Annotated in this window: 12 protein-coding genes; 6 read left to right on the plus strand and 6 right to left on the minus strand. The window is 60.9% G+C overall.

The genetic code is table 11. From position 1 onward, the window contains the following. Position 1: 1 nt before the first annotated feature. The 5 genes from prpF to BFQ04_RS04985 form a co-directional block, all read right to left on the minus strand. Positions 2–1,192, minus strand: a complete 1,191-nt coding sequence (gene prpF / locus BFQ04_RS04965) for a 2-methylaconitate cis-trans isomerase PrpF (protein ID WP_065949837.1) — start codon at positions 1,190–1,192, stop codon at positions 2–4. Between the two features lie 11 nt (positions 1,193–1,203). Beyond that, entirely contained in the window at positions 1,204–3,798 is a 2,595-nt protein-coding gene (gene acnD, locus BFQ04_RS04970; RefSeq protein ID WP_065949838.1) for a Fe/S-dependent 2-methylisocitrate dehydratase AcnD, read from the minus strand. 140 nt (positions 3,799–3,938) lie between these two features. Continuing rightward, positions 3,939–5,066: a bifunctional 2-methylcitrate synthase/citrate synthase gene (gene prpC / locus BFQ04_RS04975; RefSeq protein ID WP_065949839.1), complete on the minus strand. Its 1,128-nt coding sequence runs from the start codon at positions 5,064–5,066 to the stop codon at positions 3,939–3,941. A gap of 162 nt (positions 5,067–5,228) precedes the next feature. Further along, positions 5,229–6,122, minus strand: a complete 894-nt coding sequence (gene prpB / locus BFQ04_RS04980) for a methylisocitrate lyase (RefSeq protein WP_065949840.1) — start codon at positions 6,120–6,122, stop codon at positions 5,229–5,231. A 13-nt stretch (positions 6,123–6,135) separates the two neighbouring features. Further along, positions 6,136–6,834, minus strand: coding sequence for a GntR family transcriptional regulator (locus BFQ04_RS04985; RefSeq protein WP_065949841.1), 699 nt, complete (start codon positions 6,832–6,834; stop codon positions 6,136–6,138). A gap of 265 nt (positions 6,835–7,099) precedes the next feature. Here BFQ04_RS04985 and BFQ04_RS04990 point away from each other — a divergent pair, with 265 nt between their 5' ends. From BFQ04_RS04990 to BFQ04_RS05010, 5 genes are all read left to right on the plus strand, one after another. Further along, positions 7,100–7,636 (plus strand): retropepsin-like aspartic peptidase RloA, encoded by a 537-nt coding sequence (locus BFQ04_RS04990; protein ID WP_065949842.1) that lies wholly within the window; start codon positions 7,100–7,102, stop codon positions 7,634–7,636. 5 nt (positions 7,637–7,641) lie between these two features. Beyond that, complete coding sequence (locus BFQ04_RS04995) at positions 7,642–9,174, plus strand: osmotic stress tolerance membrane protein RloB (protein WP_065949843.1); 1,533 nt, start codon at positions 7,642–7,644, stop codon at positions 9,172–9,174. Then, entirely contained in the window at positions 9,174–10,160 is a 987-nt protein-coding gene (locus tag BFQ04_RS05000; protein ID WP_065949844.1) for an alpha-L-glutamate ligase-like protein, read from the plus strand. The genes BFQ04_RS04995 and BFQ04_RS05000 overlap by 1 nt, the downstream gene beginning before the upstream one ends. Positions 10,161–10,261: 101 nt before the next feature. Continuing rightward, a complete protein-coding gene (gene pabB, locus BFQ04_RS05005) occupies positions 10,262–11,605 on the plus strand; it encodes an aminodeoxychorismate synthase component I (protein WP_065949845.1) in 1,344 nt (447 codons plus the stop codon). A 244-nt stretch (positions 11,606–11,849) separates the two neighbouring features. Then, on the plus strand, positions 11,850–12,206 hold the full coding sequence (locus BFQ04_RS05010; RefSeq protein ID WP_065949846.1) for a helix-turn-helix domain-containing protein: 357 nt from the start codon (positions 11,850–11,852) through the stop codon (positions 12,204–12,206). A gap of 68 nt (positions 12,207–12,274) precedes the next feature. Here BFQ04_RS05010 and thrH read toward each other — a convergent pair whose 3' ends face one another. Further along, complete coding sequence (gene thrH / locus BFQ04_RS05015) at positions 12,275–12,892, minus strand: bifunctional phosphoserine phosphatase/homoserine phosphotransferase ThrH (RefSeq protein WP_065949847.1); 618 nt, start codon at positions 12,890–12,892, stop codon at positions 12,275–12,277. A gap of 150 nt (positions 12,893–13,042) precedes the next feature. Here thrH and BFQ04_RS05020 point away from each other — a divergent pair, with 150 nt between their 5' ends. Then, positions 13,043–13,777, plus strand: coding sequence for a phosphoadenylyl-sulfate reductase (locus tag BFQ04_RS05020; RefSeq protein WP_065949848.1), 735 nt, complete (start codon positions 13,043–13,045; stop codon positions 13,775–13,777). The last annotated feature ends 333 nt before the right edge of the window (positions 13,778–14,110 follow it).

Here is a 14,110-nt window from a genome sequence, read left to right on the forward strand (position 1 = left end):
GTTAGAAAGCGTCACCGGGGACGCGCACGAAACCTTCCATCAACACCCGCGCACTGCGGCTCATGATGGCTTTCTTAACCACCCACTCACCGTTGACTTGCGTCGCTTCGGCGCCGACGCGCAAGGTGCCCGACGGATGCCCGAAGCGCACGGCATTGCGCGCCACGCCACCGGCCGCCTGGTTGACCAGAGTGCCGGAAATCGCCGCCGCCGTGCCGATCGCCACCGCCGCCGTGCCCATCATGGCGTGGTGCAACTTGCCCATGGACAAGGCTCGCACCAGCAGGTCCACATCGCCGGCCTTGATCGCCTTGCCGCTGGAGGCCACGTAATCGGCAGGCTTGGCCACGAACGCAACCTTCGGCGTGTGCTGGCGCTGGGCCGCTTCGTCCAGGTGTTTGATCAGGCCCATGCGCAACGCTCCATAGGCACGCACGGTTTCGAACATGGCCAGGGCCTGCGGGTCGCCGTTGATTGCGCCTTGCAGCTCGGTGCCGGTATAGCCCAGGTCTTGGGCATCGATGAAAATCGTCGGAATGCCAGCATTGATCAGGGTGGCCTTGAAGGTGCCGACACCCGGCACTTCGAGTTCGTCGATCAGGTTGCCGGTGGGGAACATCGAGCCGCCACCCCCCTCCTCTTCCGCCGCCGGGTCGATGAATTCCAGCTGCACTTCAGCGGCTGGAAAGGTCACACCGTCGAGTTCGAAATCGCCGGTTTCCTGCACCGCGCCGTCGGTCATGGGCACGTGGGCAATGATGGTCTTGCCGATATTGGCCTGCCATATGCGCACCACGGCCACGCCGTTGTGGGGCACGCGGGCCGGGTCGACCAGGCCGGCGCTGATGGCGAACGAACCGACCGCCGCCGACAGGTTGCCGCAGTTGCCACTCCAGTCGACAAACGGCTTGTCGATGGAGACCTGGCCAAACAGGTAGTCCACGTCATGCCCGGCACGGGTGCTCCTGGACAGGATCACGCTTTTACTGGTGCTGGACGTGGCGCCGCCCATGCCGTCGATCTGTTTGTCATAGGGGTCGGGGCTGCCGATCACCCGCAACAGCAAGGCGTCACGGGCAGCACCCGGTACCCGGGCCGATGGTGGCAGGTCCTCGAGGCTGAAGAAAACCCCCTTGCTGGTGCCGCCACGCATATAGGTGGCGGGGATCTTGATTTGCGCTGCGTGTGCCATGGTTATCCTCTTCAGGCGGTCGCCGCCGATTCCAGGAAGTCCTGGGCAAAACGTTGCAACACGCCGCCCGCCTCGTAGATTGACACTTCTTCAGCGGTGTCCAGGCGACAGGTGACCGGCACCTCGACACGCTCGCCATGCTTGCGATTGATCACCAGGGTCAGTTGCGCGCGCGGCGTGCGTTCGCCGACCACGTCATAGGTTTCGCTGCCGTCGATCATGAGTGTGTGGCGGTCGGTACCCGGCAGGAACTCCAGGGGCAATACGCCCATGCCGACCAGGTTGGTGCGGTGGATACGCTCGAAACCCTCGGCGGCGATCGCTTCCACCCCGGCCAGGCGCACGCCCTTGGCCGCCCAGTCGCGGGACGAGCCCTGGCCGTAGTCGGCACCGGCGATAATGATCAGCGGCTGCTTGCGTTCCATGTAGGTTTCGATGGCTTCCCACATCCGCGTGACCTTGCCTTCGGGCTCGATACGCGCCAGGGAGCCCTGCTTGACCTTGCCGTTTTCCTGCACCATTTCGTTAAACAGTTTCGGGTTGGCGAAGGTCGCGCGTTGCGCGGTCAGGTGATCGCCGCGGTGCGTCGCGTAGGAGTTGAAGTCAACTTCCGGCAGGCCCATTTTCGCCAGGTACTCGCCGGCGGCACTGTCCGGCATGATCGCGTTGGACGGCGACAGGTGATCGGTGGTGATGTTGTCCGGCAGCACCGCCAGCGGGCGCATGCCCTTGAGCGGACGCGCACCGGCCAATGCGCCTTCCCAATACGGCGGGCGGCGGATATAGGTGCTTTGCGGGCGCCAGTCGTACAGCGGGGCGACTTTGGGACCGGTATCTTCGTGAATCGCGAACATCGGGATGTACACCGCGCGAAACTGCTCCGGCTTGACCGACGCCTTGACCACCGCGTCGATTTCTTCGTCGCTTGGCCAGATGTCCTGCAGGCGGATTTCCTTGCCGTCGGCGTCGAGCCCGAGCACGTCTTTCTCGATATCGAACCGGATGGTGCCGGCAATCGCATAGGCCACTACCAGCGGCGGTGAAGCGAGGAAGGCTTGCTTGGCGTACGGGTGAATACGCCCATCGAAGTTGCGGTTGCCCGACAGCACGGCAGTGGCGTACAGGTCGCGGTCGATGATTTCCTGCTGGATCAGCGGGTCGAGCGCGCCGGACATGCCGTTGCAGGTGGTGCAGGCAAAGGCCACCACGCCAAACCCGAGTGTTTCCAGCTCATGCCCCAGGCCTGCTTCTTCCAGGTACATGGCCACGGTTTTCGATCCCGGCGCCAGGGACGACTTGACCCACGGCTTGCGCGTCAGCCCGAGCCTGTTGGCGTTACGCGCCAGCAGGCCGGCGGCGATCACGTTGCGCGGGTTACTGGTGTTGGTGCAACTGGTGATAGCGGCGATGATCACCGCGCCGTCGGGCATTTGCCCTGGCACTTCGTCCCACTGGCCGCTGATGCCTTTTGACGCCAGGTCGCGGGTGGCGACACGGGCGTGCGGATTGCTCGGACCGGCCATGTTGCGCACAACGCTGGAGAGATCGAATGTCAGGCCACGCTCGTATTGCGCGCCCTTGAGATCATCGGCCCACAGGCCGGTGTGGCGCGCGTATTGTTCTACCAGGGCGACTTGTTCGTCTTCTCGGCCAGTGAGTTTCAGGTAGGCGATGGTCTGCTGGTCGATGTAGAACATTGCCGCCGTGGCGCCGTATTCCGGAGCCATGTTGGAAATCGTCGCACGGTCGCCCAGGGTCAGCGCCGATGCCCCTTCACCGAAGAACTCCAACCAGGCGCCGACGACCTTCTGTTGGCGCAGGAACTCGGTCAGCGCCAGCACCATATCGGTGGCGGTGATACCCGGCTGCAGCTTGCCGGTCAACTCCACGCCGACGCTTTCGGGCAGGCGCATCCACGAAGCACGCCCAAGCATCACGCTTTCGGCTTCAAGGCCACCGACGCCGATGGCGATCACGCCCAGGGCATCCACATGCGGGGTGTGGCTGTCGGTGCCCACGCACGTGTCGGGAAACGCCACGCCGTCGCGTACCTGAATCACCGGCGACATTTTCTCCAGGTTGATCTGGTGCATGATGCCGTTGCCGGGTGGGATCACATCGACGTTCTTGAAGGCCTTCTTGGTCCACTCGATAAAGTGGAAGCGATCTTCGTTGCGGCGGTCTTCGATGGCGCGGTTTTTTTCGAACGCCTGAGGGTCGGCACCACCGGCTTCGACGGCCAGGGAATGGTCGACGATCAACTGGGTGGGCACCACCGGGTTGACCTGCGCCGGATCGCCGCCTTGCAGGGCAATGGCGTCGCGCAGGCCGGCCAGATCCACCAGCGCGGTCTGGCCAAGGATGTCATGGCAGACCACGCGGGCCGGGAACCAGGGGAAATCGAGGTCACGCCGGCGTTCGATCAGTTGGCTCAGGGACGCGTTGAGGGTGGCCGGGTCGCAGCGGCGCACCAGGTTTTCCGCGAGTACGCGTGAGGTATAAGGCAAGGTGGCGTAGGCGCCAGCGCTGATTGCCTCGACAGCCGCACGGGCGTCGAAGAAATCCAGGCGGCTGCCGGGGAGCGGTTTGCGAAATTCAGTGTTCATCGTCAGGACTCGGTCACGGTGATTGCAAAAGGAAGACCTACGCCGGTCGGAAAATTGAAATGCAATCCAAATGTGGGAGGGGGCTTGCCCCCTCCCACACTTTGATCGCATTCCAATCCCGGGCCCGTCGGTCCTCTCATTCAGCGACGTTCGATTGGCACGAACTTGCGCTGCTCAACGCCGATGTACTCGGCGCTGGGACGGATGATGCGGTTATTGGCGCGCTGCTCGAACACGTGCGCCGCCCAGCCGGTGAGCCGCGAGCAGACGAAAATCGGCGTGAACAGCTTGGTGGGAATGCCCATGAAGTGGTACGCCGAGGCATGGTAGAAATCGGCGTTGGGGAACAGCTTCTTCTGGTCCCACATGGTCTTGTCGATGGCTTCGGACACCGGGAACAACACCGTGTCGCCCACCTCGTCCGCAAGTTTTTTCGACCAGCCCTTGATCACTTCGTTACGCGGGTCGCTGTCCTTGTAGATCGCGTGGCCAAAACCCATGATCTTGTCCTTGCGCGCCAGCATGCCGAGGGTGCCTTCGACGGCTTCTTCGGCCGATCCGAAACGCTCGATCATCTCCATCGCCGCTTCGTTGGCACCGCCGTGAAGCGGGCCGCGCAGGGAACCGATGGCGGCGGTGACGCAGGAATACAGGTCGGACAGGGTCGAAGCACACACCCGGGCGGTGAAGGTCGAGGCGTTGAATTCGTGTTCGGCGTAGAGGATCAGCGACACGTTCATCACTTTGACATGCAGCTCGCTCGGCTTCTTGCCATGCAGCAGGTGCAGGAAGTGCCCGCCGATGCTCGGCTCGTCGGTGACGCAATCGATGCGCTCGCCATCGTGGCTGAAGCGGTACCAGTAGCACATGATCGCCGGGAACGCGGCGAGCAGGCGGTCGGTGACGTCATGCTGCACGCTGAAGTCTTTTTCCGGTTCGATATTGCCCAGGAACGAACAACCGGTGCGCATCACGTCCATCGGGTGGGCGTCGGCGGGAATGCGTTCGAGCACTTCCTTCAACGCTTGCGGCAAGTCGCGCAGCTTGCCCAGCCTGGCGCTGTAGGCAGCCAGTTCGGTGCGGGTCGGCAGTTCGCCGTACAGCAGCAGGTAAGCGACTTCTTCAAATTGCGCATCGGCGGCCAGTTCACGCACGTCATAGCCGCGATAGGTCAAGCCGGCACCGGCCTGGCCCACGGTCGACAGTGCGGTCTGCCCGGCCACCTGGCCACGCAGGCCGGCACCGCTCAATACTTTTGCTTCAGCCATGGTTCTTCTCCCATTTTTGTATTTATCACTGTAGGAGCGAGGGGGACGCCTGGTTCTTGCTCGCGAAGACCGCACATTCACCGCGTATCTTCAAGTTTCCCGCGTTATCGTTGACGATTTTCGCGAGCAAGCTCGCTCCTATAGCAGTTAAGCGGATAGCCGTTACTTCTTCGCGGCAAACAGCGCGTCGAGCTTGTGCTCGAAGGTGTGGTAGTCGATACGATCGTATAGCTCCATGCGGGTTTGCATGGTGTCGATCACGTTCTGTTGCGTACCGTCGCGACGGATCGCGGTGTACACATTCTCGGCGGCCTTGTTCATGGCGCGGAAGGCCGAGAGCGGGTACAGCACGATGGAAACATCGGCAGATTTCAACTGTTCGGTGGTGTACAGCGGGGTCGCGCCGAATTCGGTGATGTTGGCCAGGAGCGGTGCCTTGACCCGCGAGGCGAACAGCTTGTACATCTCAAGTTCGGTAATGGCTTCCGGGAACACCATGTCGGCGCCGGCCTCGATGCAGGCGGCGGCGCGTTCCAGGGCGGACTCCAAACCCTCCACGGCCAGGGCGTCGGTGCGGGCCATGATCACGAAGCTGTCATCGGTGCGCGCGTCCACGGCGGCCTTGATGCGGTCGACCATTTCCTGCTGGGACACAATCTCCTTGTTGGGGCGATGGCCGCAGCGCTTGGCGCCGACCTGGTCTTCGATGTGGATGGCGGCGGCGCCAAACTTGATCATCGACTTGACGGTGCGCGCCACGTTGAACGCCGAGGAGCCGAAACCGGTGTCCACGTCCACCAGCAGCGGCAGGTCGCACACATCGGTGATACGGCGTACATCGGTCAGCACATCATCCAGGCCGGTGATGCCCAGGTCCGGAACGCCCAGGGAGCCGGCGGCCACGCCACCGCCTGACAGATAGATGGCTTTGAAGCCGGCGCGCTTGGCCAGCAAGGCGTGGTTGGCGTTGATTGCGCCAACCACCTGCAGCGGCTGTTCACTGGCGACCGCGTCACGAAAACGCTGGCCTGGGGTGCTCTTGTTCGTGGAACTCATGACTCACCTCTATTTATTGGGGAGCGCCGTCCGGAAAGTGACGGGCGATGTTGCGTTTCGAAGCGCCGATATGCCGACGCATCAACAGTTCGGCCAGTTCACCGTCGCGATCGGCAATCGCGTCAAGAATGCGGTGATGCTCGGCAAAGGCCTGACGTGGACGATTGGGGGTGGTGGAAAACTGGATGCGGTACATGCGCACCAATTGGTACAGCTCACCACAGAGCATCTGGGTCAGGGTGCGGTTACCGGCACCTTGAATGATCCGGTAATGAAAATCGAAGTCACCTTCCTGCTGGTAATAGCCGACACCGGCCTGAAACGCGGCATCCCGTTCATGGGTGTGCAATACCTGGCGCAGTTCTTCGATTTCCGCGTCGGTCATGCGCTCGGCCGCCAGCCGGCAAGCCATGCCTTCCAATGACTCGCGGATTTCATACAGCTCGATCAGCTCGGCGTGACTCAATGACACCACCCGTGCGCCGACATGGGGCACCCGCACCAGCAGGCGCTGGCCTTCCAGACGGTGAATCGCCTCGCGCAGCGGGCCACGGCTGATGCCATAGGTGCGCGCCAGCTCCGGTTCGGAAATCTTCGTGCCGGGGGCGATCTCGCCCTTGACGATGGCGGCCTGGATGCGCCGGAAGACGTTTTCCGACATAGTTTGGGATTCATCCGACAGCGCCGGCGGAAATTCCGGTTGACCCAGCATATTGTCGACACCTCTAAAAGCAATGTGGCAAAAACTAGCTAATACCCACTACTTAGTCAAAGAATAAATCCACATTGTCGACAATCGTCTAATAACCTCCTTTGACATTGACGAGCATGGCCGCCTGCCAGCGCTGGCGCCAAAAAAGCATCATGTTAGAATGCCCGCCGCTTTTGCCTGACATCTCCAGATGAAATGGCGCACGAGGGAGCTTGCGCAGTAATGCCAGTCGCCTTGAATTTCGCACTGCATCGCCTCAGGAATTATGAGACTCAAGCCCTTCCCCCTACTGTTATGCCTATTGTCCATACCGAGCCTTGGCGTTGCCGCCGAGAAGACGGTGTATGGCCTGAACGAATACGCCAAGCTGGCGGGCATCGACCTGGAAGTCGCGGCAAAACTCGACACGGGCGCCAAGACTGCCTCGCTGAGTGCGCGCGATATCAAACGCTTCAAGCGCAACGGCGAATCCTGGGTACGTTTCTACCTGGCCATCGATACCGCCCACTCCCATCCCATCGAACGTCCCCTGGCCCGCGTCAGCAAAATCAAGCGCCGCGCCGATGATTACGATCCCGATGAGGACAAGAAGTACACCGCTCGTCCGGTGATTGCCCTGGATATCTGCATGGGCGGCGCTTTACGCAGCATCGAAGTGAACTTGACTGACCGCAGCACCTTCCAATATCCGCTGCTGATCGGCTCCGAAGCGCTCAAGCGCTTTGACGCGCTGATCGACCCCAGCCTTAAATATGCAGCAGGCAAACCTGCCTGCGCCGCCGACGCTCATACCGCCGAGTAAACCGAATGCGCTCTCTGACCCTGCACCTGAAAATCCTGATCACCATTCTGGTGGTGCTGGGTATTTCGGTCACCGCCTACCAGATCTTCGTGCTGGGCATCCCTGTCACCGAGGACGCCACCGACGACTTGTGGAACATCGACGCCAAGGTCGAGTTCGTCGCCAGTCCCAAGGACCCGGTGAAGATTTCGATGTTCGTGCCGCCGTTGAGCCGCGACTTCGTCAGCCTCAATGAGAGTTTTATCTCGAACAACTACGGGGTGAGCGTCAACCGCGCCGACGGCAACCGCAAGGTCACGTGGTCGGCGCGCCGCGCCAAGGGCAACCAGACGCTGTATTACCGTCTGGTGCTGACCAAGCGCTACAGCGGTGAAAAGGTCAAGATCAAGGGCCCGACCTTTCGCGACAGCATCGCCGTGGAAGGCCCGGAAAAAATTGCCGCCGAAGCCTTGCTCGCGCCGATTCGCCAGCACTCGGCAGACGTCGAAACCTTTATCACCGAAGCCATCAAGCGCACCAACAACCTCAACGACGACAACGTGAAGCTGCTGCTGGCGGGCGACCCGTCGACGTCGCACAAGGCCAAGATCGTCGAATTGCTGCTGTCCATCGCTCATGTTCCGGTGGAAAAAGTCCACACCATCCGCCTCGTCGCCGACCAGCCGCAATCGCCTGAACTGTGGTTGCGCAGCTTCAACGGCAACGACTGGCTGTACTTCAACCCGGAAACCGGTGAACAAGGCCTGCCCGCCGACCGCCTGCTGTGGTGGACCGGCGATGAAAACCTGATCACGGTCGATGGTGGCAAGAAAGCCATGGTCACCTTCAGCCTGAACAACAGCGAGATGAACGCGATTCGCCTGGCCAAGCTGACCGACGAAAACACCGACGCCAACTTTCTCGAATACTCGCTGTACGGCCTGCCGCTGCAAACCCAACAGACGTTCATGATCATGGTGATGATCCCGATTGGCGTGCTGGTGATCCTGATCCTGCGCAACCTGATCGGCCTGCAGACCCTTGGCACCTTCACCCCGGTACTGATTGCCCTGGCATTTCGCGAGACGCAACTGGGCTTCGGCATTGTGCTGTTTACCATTATTACAGCGCTGGGGCTGTCGCTCAGGTCCTACCTGGAGCACCTGAAGCTGCAGATGCTGCCACGGCTGTCGGTGGTGCTGACCTTCGTGGTGGTGCTGATTGCCGCCATCAGCCTGTTCAGCCACAAGCTGGGCCTGGAGCGAGGCCTGTCGGTGGCGCTGTTCCCGATGGTGATCCTGACCATGACCATCGAACGCCTGTCGATCACCTGGGAAGAGCGCGGCGCCAACCATGCGCTGAAAGTGGCGATCGGCACGCTGTTCGCGGCCTCCCTGGCGCACATCATCATGAGCGTGCCGGAGCTGATCTACTTCGTGTTCACCTTCCCGGCGATCCTGCTGATCCTGGTAGGTTTCATGCTGGCCATGGGGCGTTATCGCGGTTATCGCCTGACCGAACTGGTACGTTTCAAGGCGTTCCTGAAGGCTGACTCGTAATGTTCGGCTTCTGGAAGACCTGGAAAGCCCTGGAGGCACGCGGGATCATGGGCATCAACCGGCGTAACGCCGACTACGTGCTCAAGTACAACAAGCGCAGCCTGTACCCGATCGTGGATGACAAGATCATCACCAAGGAGCGGGCCCTGGCGGCCGGCATCCACGTGCCGGAGATGTACGGGGTGATCTCCACCGAGAAGGAAATCGACAGGCTCGACGACATTATTGGCGGGCGCAGCGACTTCGTGATCAAGCCCGCCCAGGGCGCGGGCGGCGATGGCATCCTGGTGGTGGCAGACCGTTTTGAAGGGCGCTATCGCACGGTGTCCGGCAAGATCATCAGCCATGAAGAAATCGAGCATCAGATTTCCAGCATCCTGACCGGCCTGTACTCCCTGGGCGGCCACCGCGACCGCGCCTTGATCGAATACCGCGTGGTGCCCGACCAGATCTTCAAGAGCATCAGCTACGAAGGCGTGCCGGATATCCGCATCATTGTGCTGATGGGGTACCCGGTGATGGCGATGCTGCGCTTGCCGACCCGTCAGTCCGGTGGCAAGGCCAACCTGCACCAGGGCGCGATTGGCGTGGGCGTGGACCTCGCCACCGGCCTGACCCTGCGTGGCACCTGGCTGAACAACATCATCACCAAACACCCCGATACCACCAATGCGGTGGATGGCGTGCAACTGCCCAACTGGGACGGCTTCATGAAGTTGGCGGCCGGCTGTTATGAGCTGTGCGGCCTGGGCTATATCGGCGTGGACATGGTACTGGACCAGGAAAAAGGCCCGCTGATCCTGGAGCTGAATGCGCGGCCGGGGCTGAATATCCAGATTGCCAACGACTGCGGCCTGACCCTGCGCACCCATGCGGTGGAGGCGCGGCTGGAAGAACTGAAAGCCGCCGGCGTGACGGAAACCGTGGAAGAGCGGGTCAAGTTCGTACAGGAAATGTTCGGCCATATTCCGCCGGTGGAAGGCTGATCCGGTCTTCAAACTGTCTATCCCCGACATCCCCTCTAGGAGCAAATCCTACAGGGGACTACAATTCCTTCCCCCCCGCGCCACTGGCTGATCCACCCCGCATGTCGACTTGTTCCGTACATCCGCTGCCCTATCGGGCCAACCCCGCCCACTACTTTGCGGCGATTCGTCATGCCCCTGGCGCGGTGCTGCTCGACAGCGGTCGACCGGCTGCCGAGCGTGGCCGCTATGACCTGCTCAGCGCCTGGCCCGAGGCGACCCTGGCGGTTGAGCCTGAGGAGAGCGGCGGCAATTTCCTGCAACGCTTGCGCGAAAGCCTGACGCACTTGGGCGACGCGGCACTGCCCGCCGGTGTAGAGCTGCCCTTTGCCGGTGGTTTGATCGGCTACCTGAGTTACGACTTCGGCCGACACCTGGAACACATGCCCCACTTGGCGGTGGACGACTTGCACCTGCCGGACGCGCGCTTGGGCCTGTACGCCTGGGCGCTGATCAGTGATCACCAGACGCAGACCAGCCAACTGGTGTTTCATCCCACACTGGTCGACAGTGAGCGGCAGCGCCTGATTGCCTTGTTCAGTCGGCCGTTCACTGAGTCAACGGCCAGCTTCACGCTGCAAGGCCCGATGGCGCCGGACCTCACGGCCGAGGCGTACCGCCAGGCCATCGTGCGCATCCAGGACTACATCCAGGCCGGTGACTGTTATCAGGTCAACTTTGCCCAGCGTTTTCGCGCGCCGTGCGCCGGTGATCCATGGGTGGCTTACTGTGCATTGCGCCAAGCGTGCCCGACGCCGTTCTCCGGATTCCAGAGCCTCCCGGATCACGGTGCGGTATTGAGTCTGTCGCCCGAGCGTTTCGTGCGTATCAGCGAGCGCCATGTCGAAACCCGCCCGATCAAAGGCACCCGCCCCCGTGGCCTGACACCGCAGGCTGACGCGGCGCACGCCAACGAACTGTTGGCCAGCCCCAAGGATCGCGCGGAAAACCTGATGATCGTCGACCTGCTGCGCAACGACCTCGGCCGCAGTTGCCGTATCGGCTCGGTAACCGTACCGGAGCTGTTCAGCCTGGAAAGCTACCCCAACGTGCACCACCTGGTGAGCAGCGTCACCGGCACACTGGCCGACGATAAGGATGCCCTCGACCTCATCAAAGGCAGCTTCCCCGGCGGCTCCATCACCGGTGCGCCGAAGATCCGCGCCATGCAGATCATCGACGAACTGGAACCGACCCGACGTGGCTTGTACTGCGGCTCGCTGATGTACCTGGACGTGCGCGGCGAAATGGACAGCTCCATTGCCATCCGCAGCTTGCTGGTCAAGGACGCACAGGTGTGCTGCTGGGGCGGCGGCGGGATCGTGGCGGACTCGCAGTGGGAGGCGGAATATCAAGAGTCGCTGACCAAGGTACGGGTGTTGTTACACACCCTGGAAGCGCTCTAGAACCAGGCCATTCCTGCCGCGCAAGGCAGCGACTTCGCCACGAAAAACCCTGAATCAGAACGGTTGTGGACCGACGGTGAGCTGCGCGATAGCTTCCGTCTTCCACCGCCCACCGGCCGTCTGTGAAGGATCACATATGCGACTGCTCAATCGTCAGGATTTGTTTCAGGAATTGCATCTTCGGCCACTTCGCCCCACAACCTCCCAAAATGGGAGATAAGGAAAATAACGCGCAGACCGTGTGATGAACATCAAACCTATTCATTCTCAGGAAGACCTGGCCGCTGCGCTCGCGCGCGTCGAGCAGATTTGGGGAGCGGCCACCGGCAGCCCCGAAGGTGACGAACTGGAAATTCTCGCCGTTCTCATCGAGAAATACGAGGCGGAACATTTTCCAATGCCGCCTTCGGATCCAGTAGAAGCGATCAAATTCCGCATGGAACAAATGGGCTTGACCGCCCGCGATCTTGAGCCCTTTATCGGCCCGAGCGGGCGAGTTTCAGAAGTTCTGAACGGCAAGCGCAAACTGAGCCTGGCAATGATCAGACGCCTGCATGAGGGATTGTGTATTCCTTACGAACGATTGCTGGCAGGCATTTAGGCGCAGGCTGGGAGGCTCATGTGGGAGGGGGCTTGCTCCCGATGAGGCCATCAGCCGCGCCGGATAATTTACAGGCTCAACTGCCGATTCGACGCCTTGATAAACTCCCGCTTCAAGTCCTCAAACGTGTGCACGGCCGGAAACTGCGGGAATTCACGAATCACATTCTCTGGCGCATGGAACAGAATTCCACGATCAGCCTCACCCAGCATTGTGGTGTCGTTATAGGAGTCACCCGCAGCGATCACCCGATAGTAGAGTGTCTTGAACGCCAGCACCGACTGGCGCTTGGGGTCTTTCTGGCGCAACTGGTAGCCGACCACCCGGTCGCTTTCATCGGTAATCAGGCGGTGGCAAAGCAATGTCGGGAAGCCCAGCTGGCGCATCAGCGGCTGGGAGAACTCGTAGAACGTGTCGGAGAGAATCACCACCTGGAAGCGTTCGCGCAGCCAGTTGACGAACTCGATGGCGCCCTCCAGTGGCTTGAGTGTCGCGATCACTGCCTGGATATCGGCAAGCTTGAGCCCGTGCTCATCGAGGATGCGCAGGCGCTGCTTCATCAATACGTCGTAGTCGGGAATGTCACGGGTGGTGGCGCGCAGGGATTCAATACCGGTTTTTTCGGCGAAGGCGATCCAGATTTCCGGAACCAGTACCCCTTCCAGGTCGAGACAGGCAATTTCCACAAGACACTCCGTTCGTATTATTCAAGTTGAGCGAGCAAAAGGACTGCCGAACTCTAGCGACTCACGCACGCCGCCGCAACGCAGGGCGGATTTTGATACCATCGCCGCCTATAGAGCGCTCAGCGCCACTGACCTGTAGGAACCGTCCTGATGAACCAAGCCTTCGACGTCGTTGAACTCGCCACGACCTATGCCAACAAGTCCGCCCAGGACATTCTCAAGCTGGCGTTCAGCCAGTTCGGTGACGACCTGTGGATTTCCTTCAGCGGCGCCGAAGATGTGGTGCTGGTGGACATGGCCTGGAAGCTGAACAAGAACGTCAAGGTGTTCAGCCTCGACACCGGCCGCCTGCACCCGGAAACCTATCGGTTTATCGAACAGGTGCGTGACTTCTACAAGATCGACATCGAACTGATCTCGCCGGACCAGAGCAAGCTGGAACCCTTCGTCAAGGAGAAAGGCCTGTTCAGCTTCTATAAGGACGGTCATGGCGAGTGCTGCGGCATCCGCAAGATCGAACCGTTGCGCCGCAAACTCGCAGGCGTGCGCGCCTGGGCCACCGGCCAGCGCCGCGACCAGAGCCCGGGCACCCGTAGTCAGGTGGCCGCGCTGGAAATCGATACGGCGTTCTCTACCCCAGAACGTACCCTGTACAAGTTCAACCCGCTGGCGCAGATGACCAGTGAGGAAGTCTGGGGTTACATCCGCATGCTTGAACTGCCCTATAACAGCCTGCACGAGCGCGGCTTTATCAGCATCGGCTGCGAGCCCTGCACCCGCCCGGTATTGCCCAACCAGCACGAGCGTGAAGGCCGCTGGTGGTGGGAAGAAGCCACGCAGAAGGAGTGCGGGCTGCACGCGGGGAATATCATCAGCAAGGCGTGAAGTTGACGCGGTAAAGACTGTGGGAGGGGGCTTGTGTGGGAGGGGGCTTGCCCCCGATGAGGGAGTGTCAGTCAACATATTTTTAACTGACACACCGCAATCGGGGGCAAGCCCCCTCCCACATTGGGTTCGCGTTAGCACTTCAAATGTACACACGCCTGTAACCATCGGTGCCATTTATGTGTGCAATCTAGTTTTAAGCGCACCAAAACGTAACACTTCCTTTCTAAAATTTTTCGCCCTCCCAGATCGCTCCCCATCCTCAAGAAAATAAATAGCTGTTCGAACGGTCAATTTATATCGCTTTAAATTCAGCCAGTTATTTAAACAGCC

It is taken from the genome of Pseudomonas sp. 37 R 15 (assembly GCF_900004865.1).
GTDB lineage: Bacteria > Pseudomonadota > Gammaproteobacteria > Pseudomonadales > Pseudomonadaceae > Aquipseudomonas > Aquipseudomonas fluorescens_AM.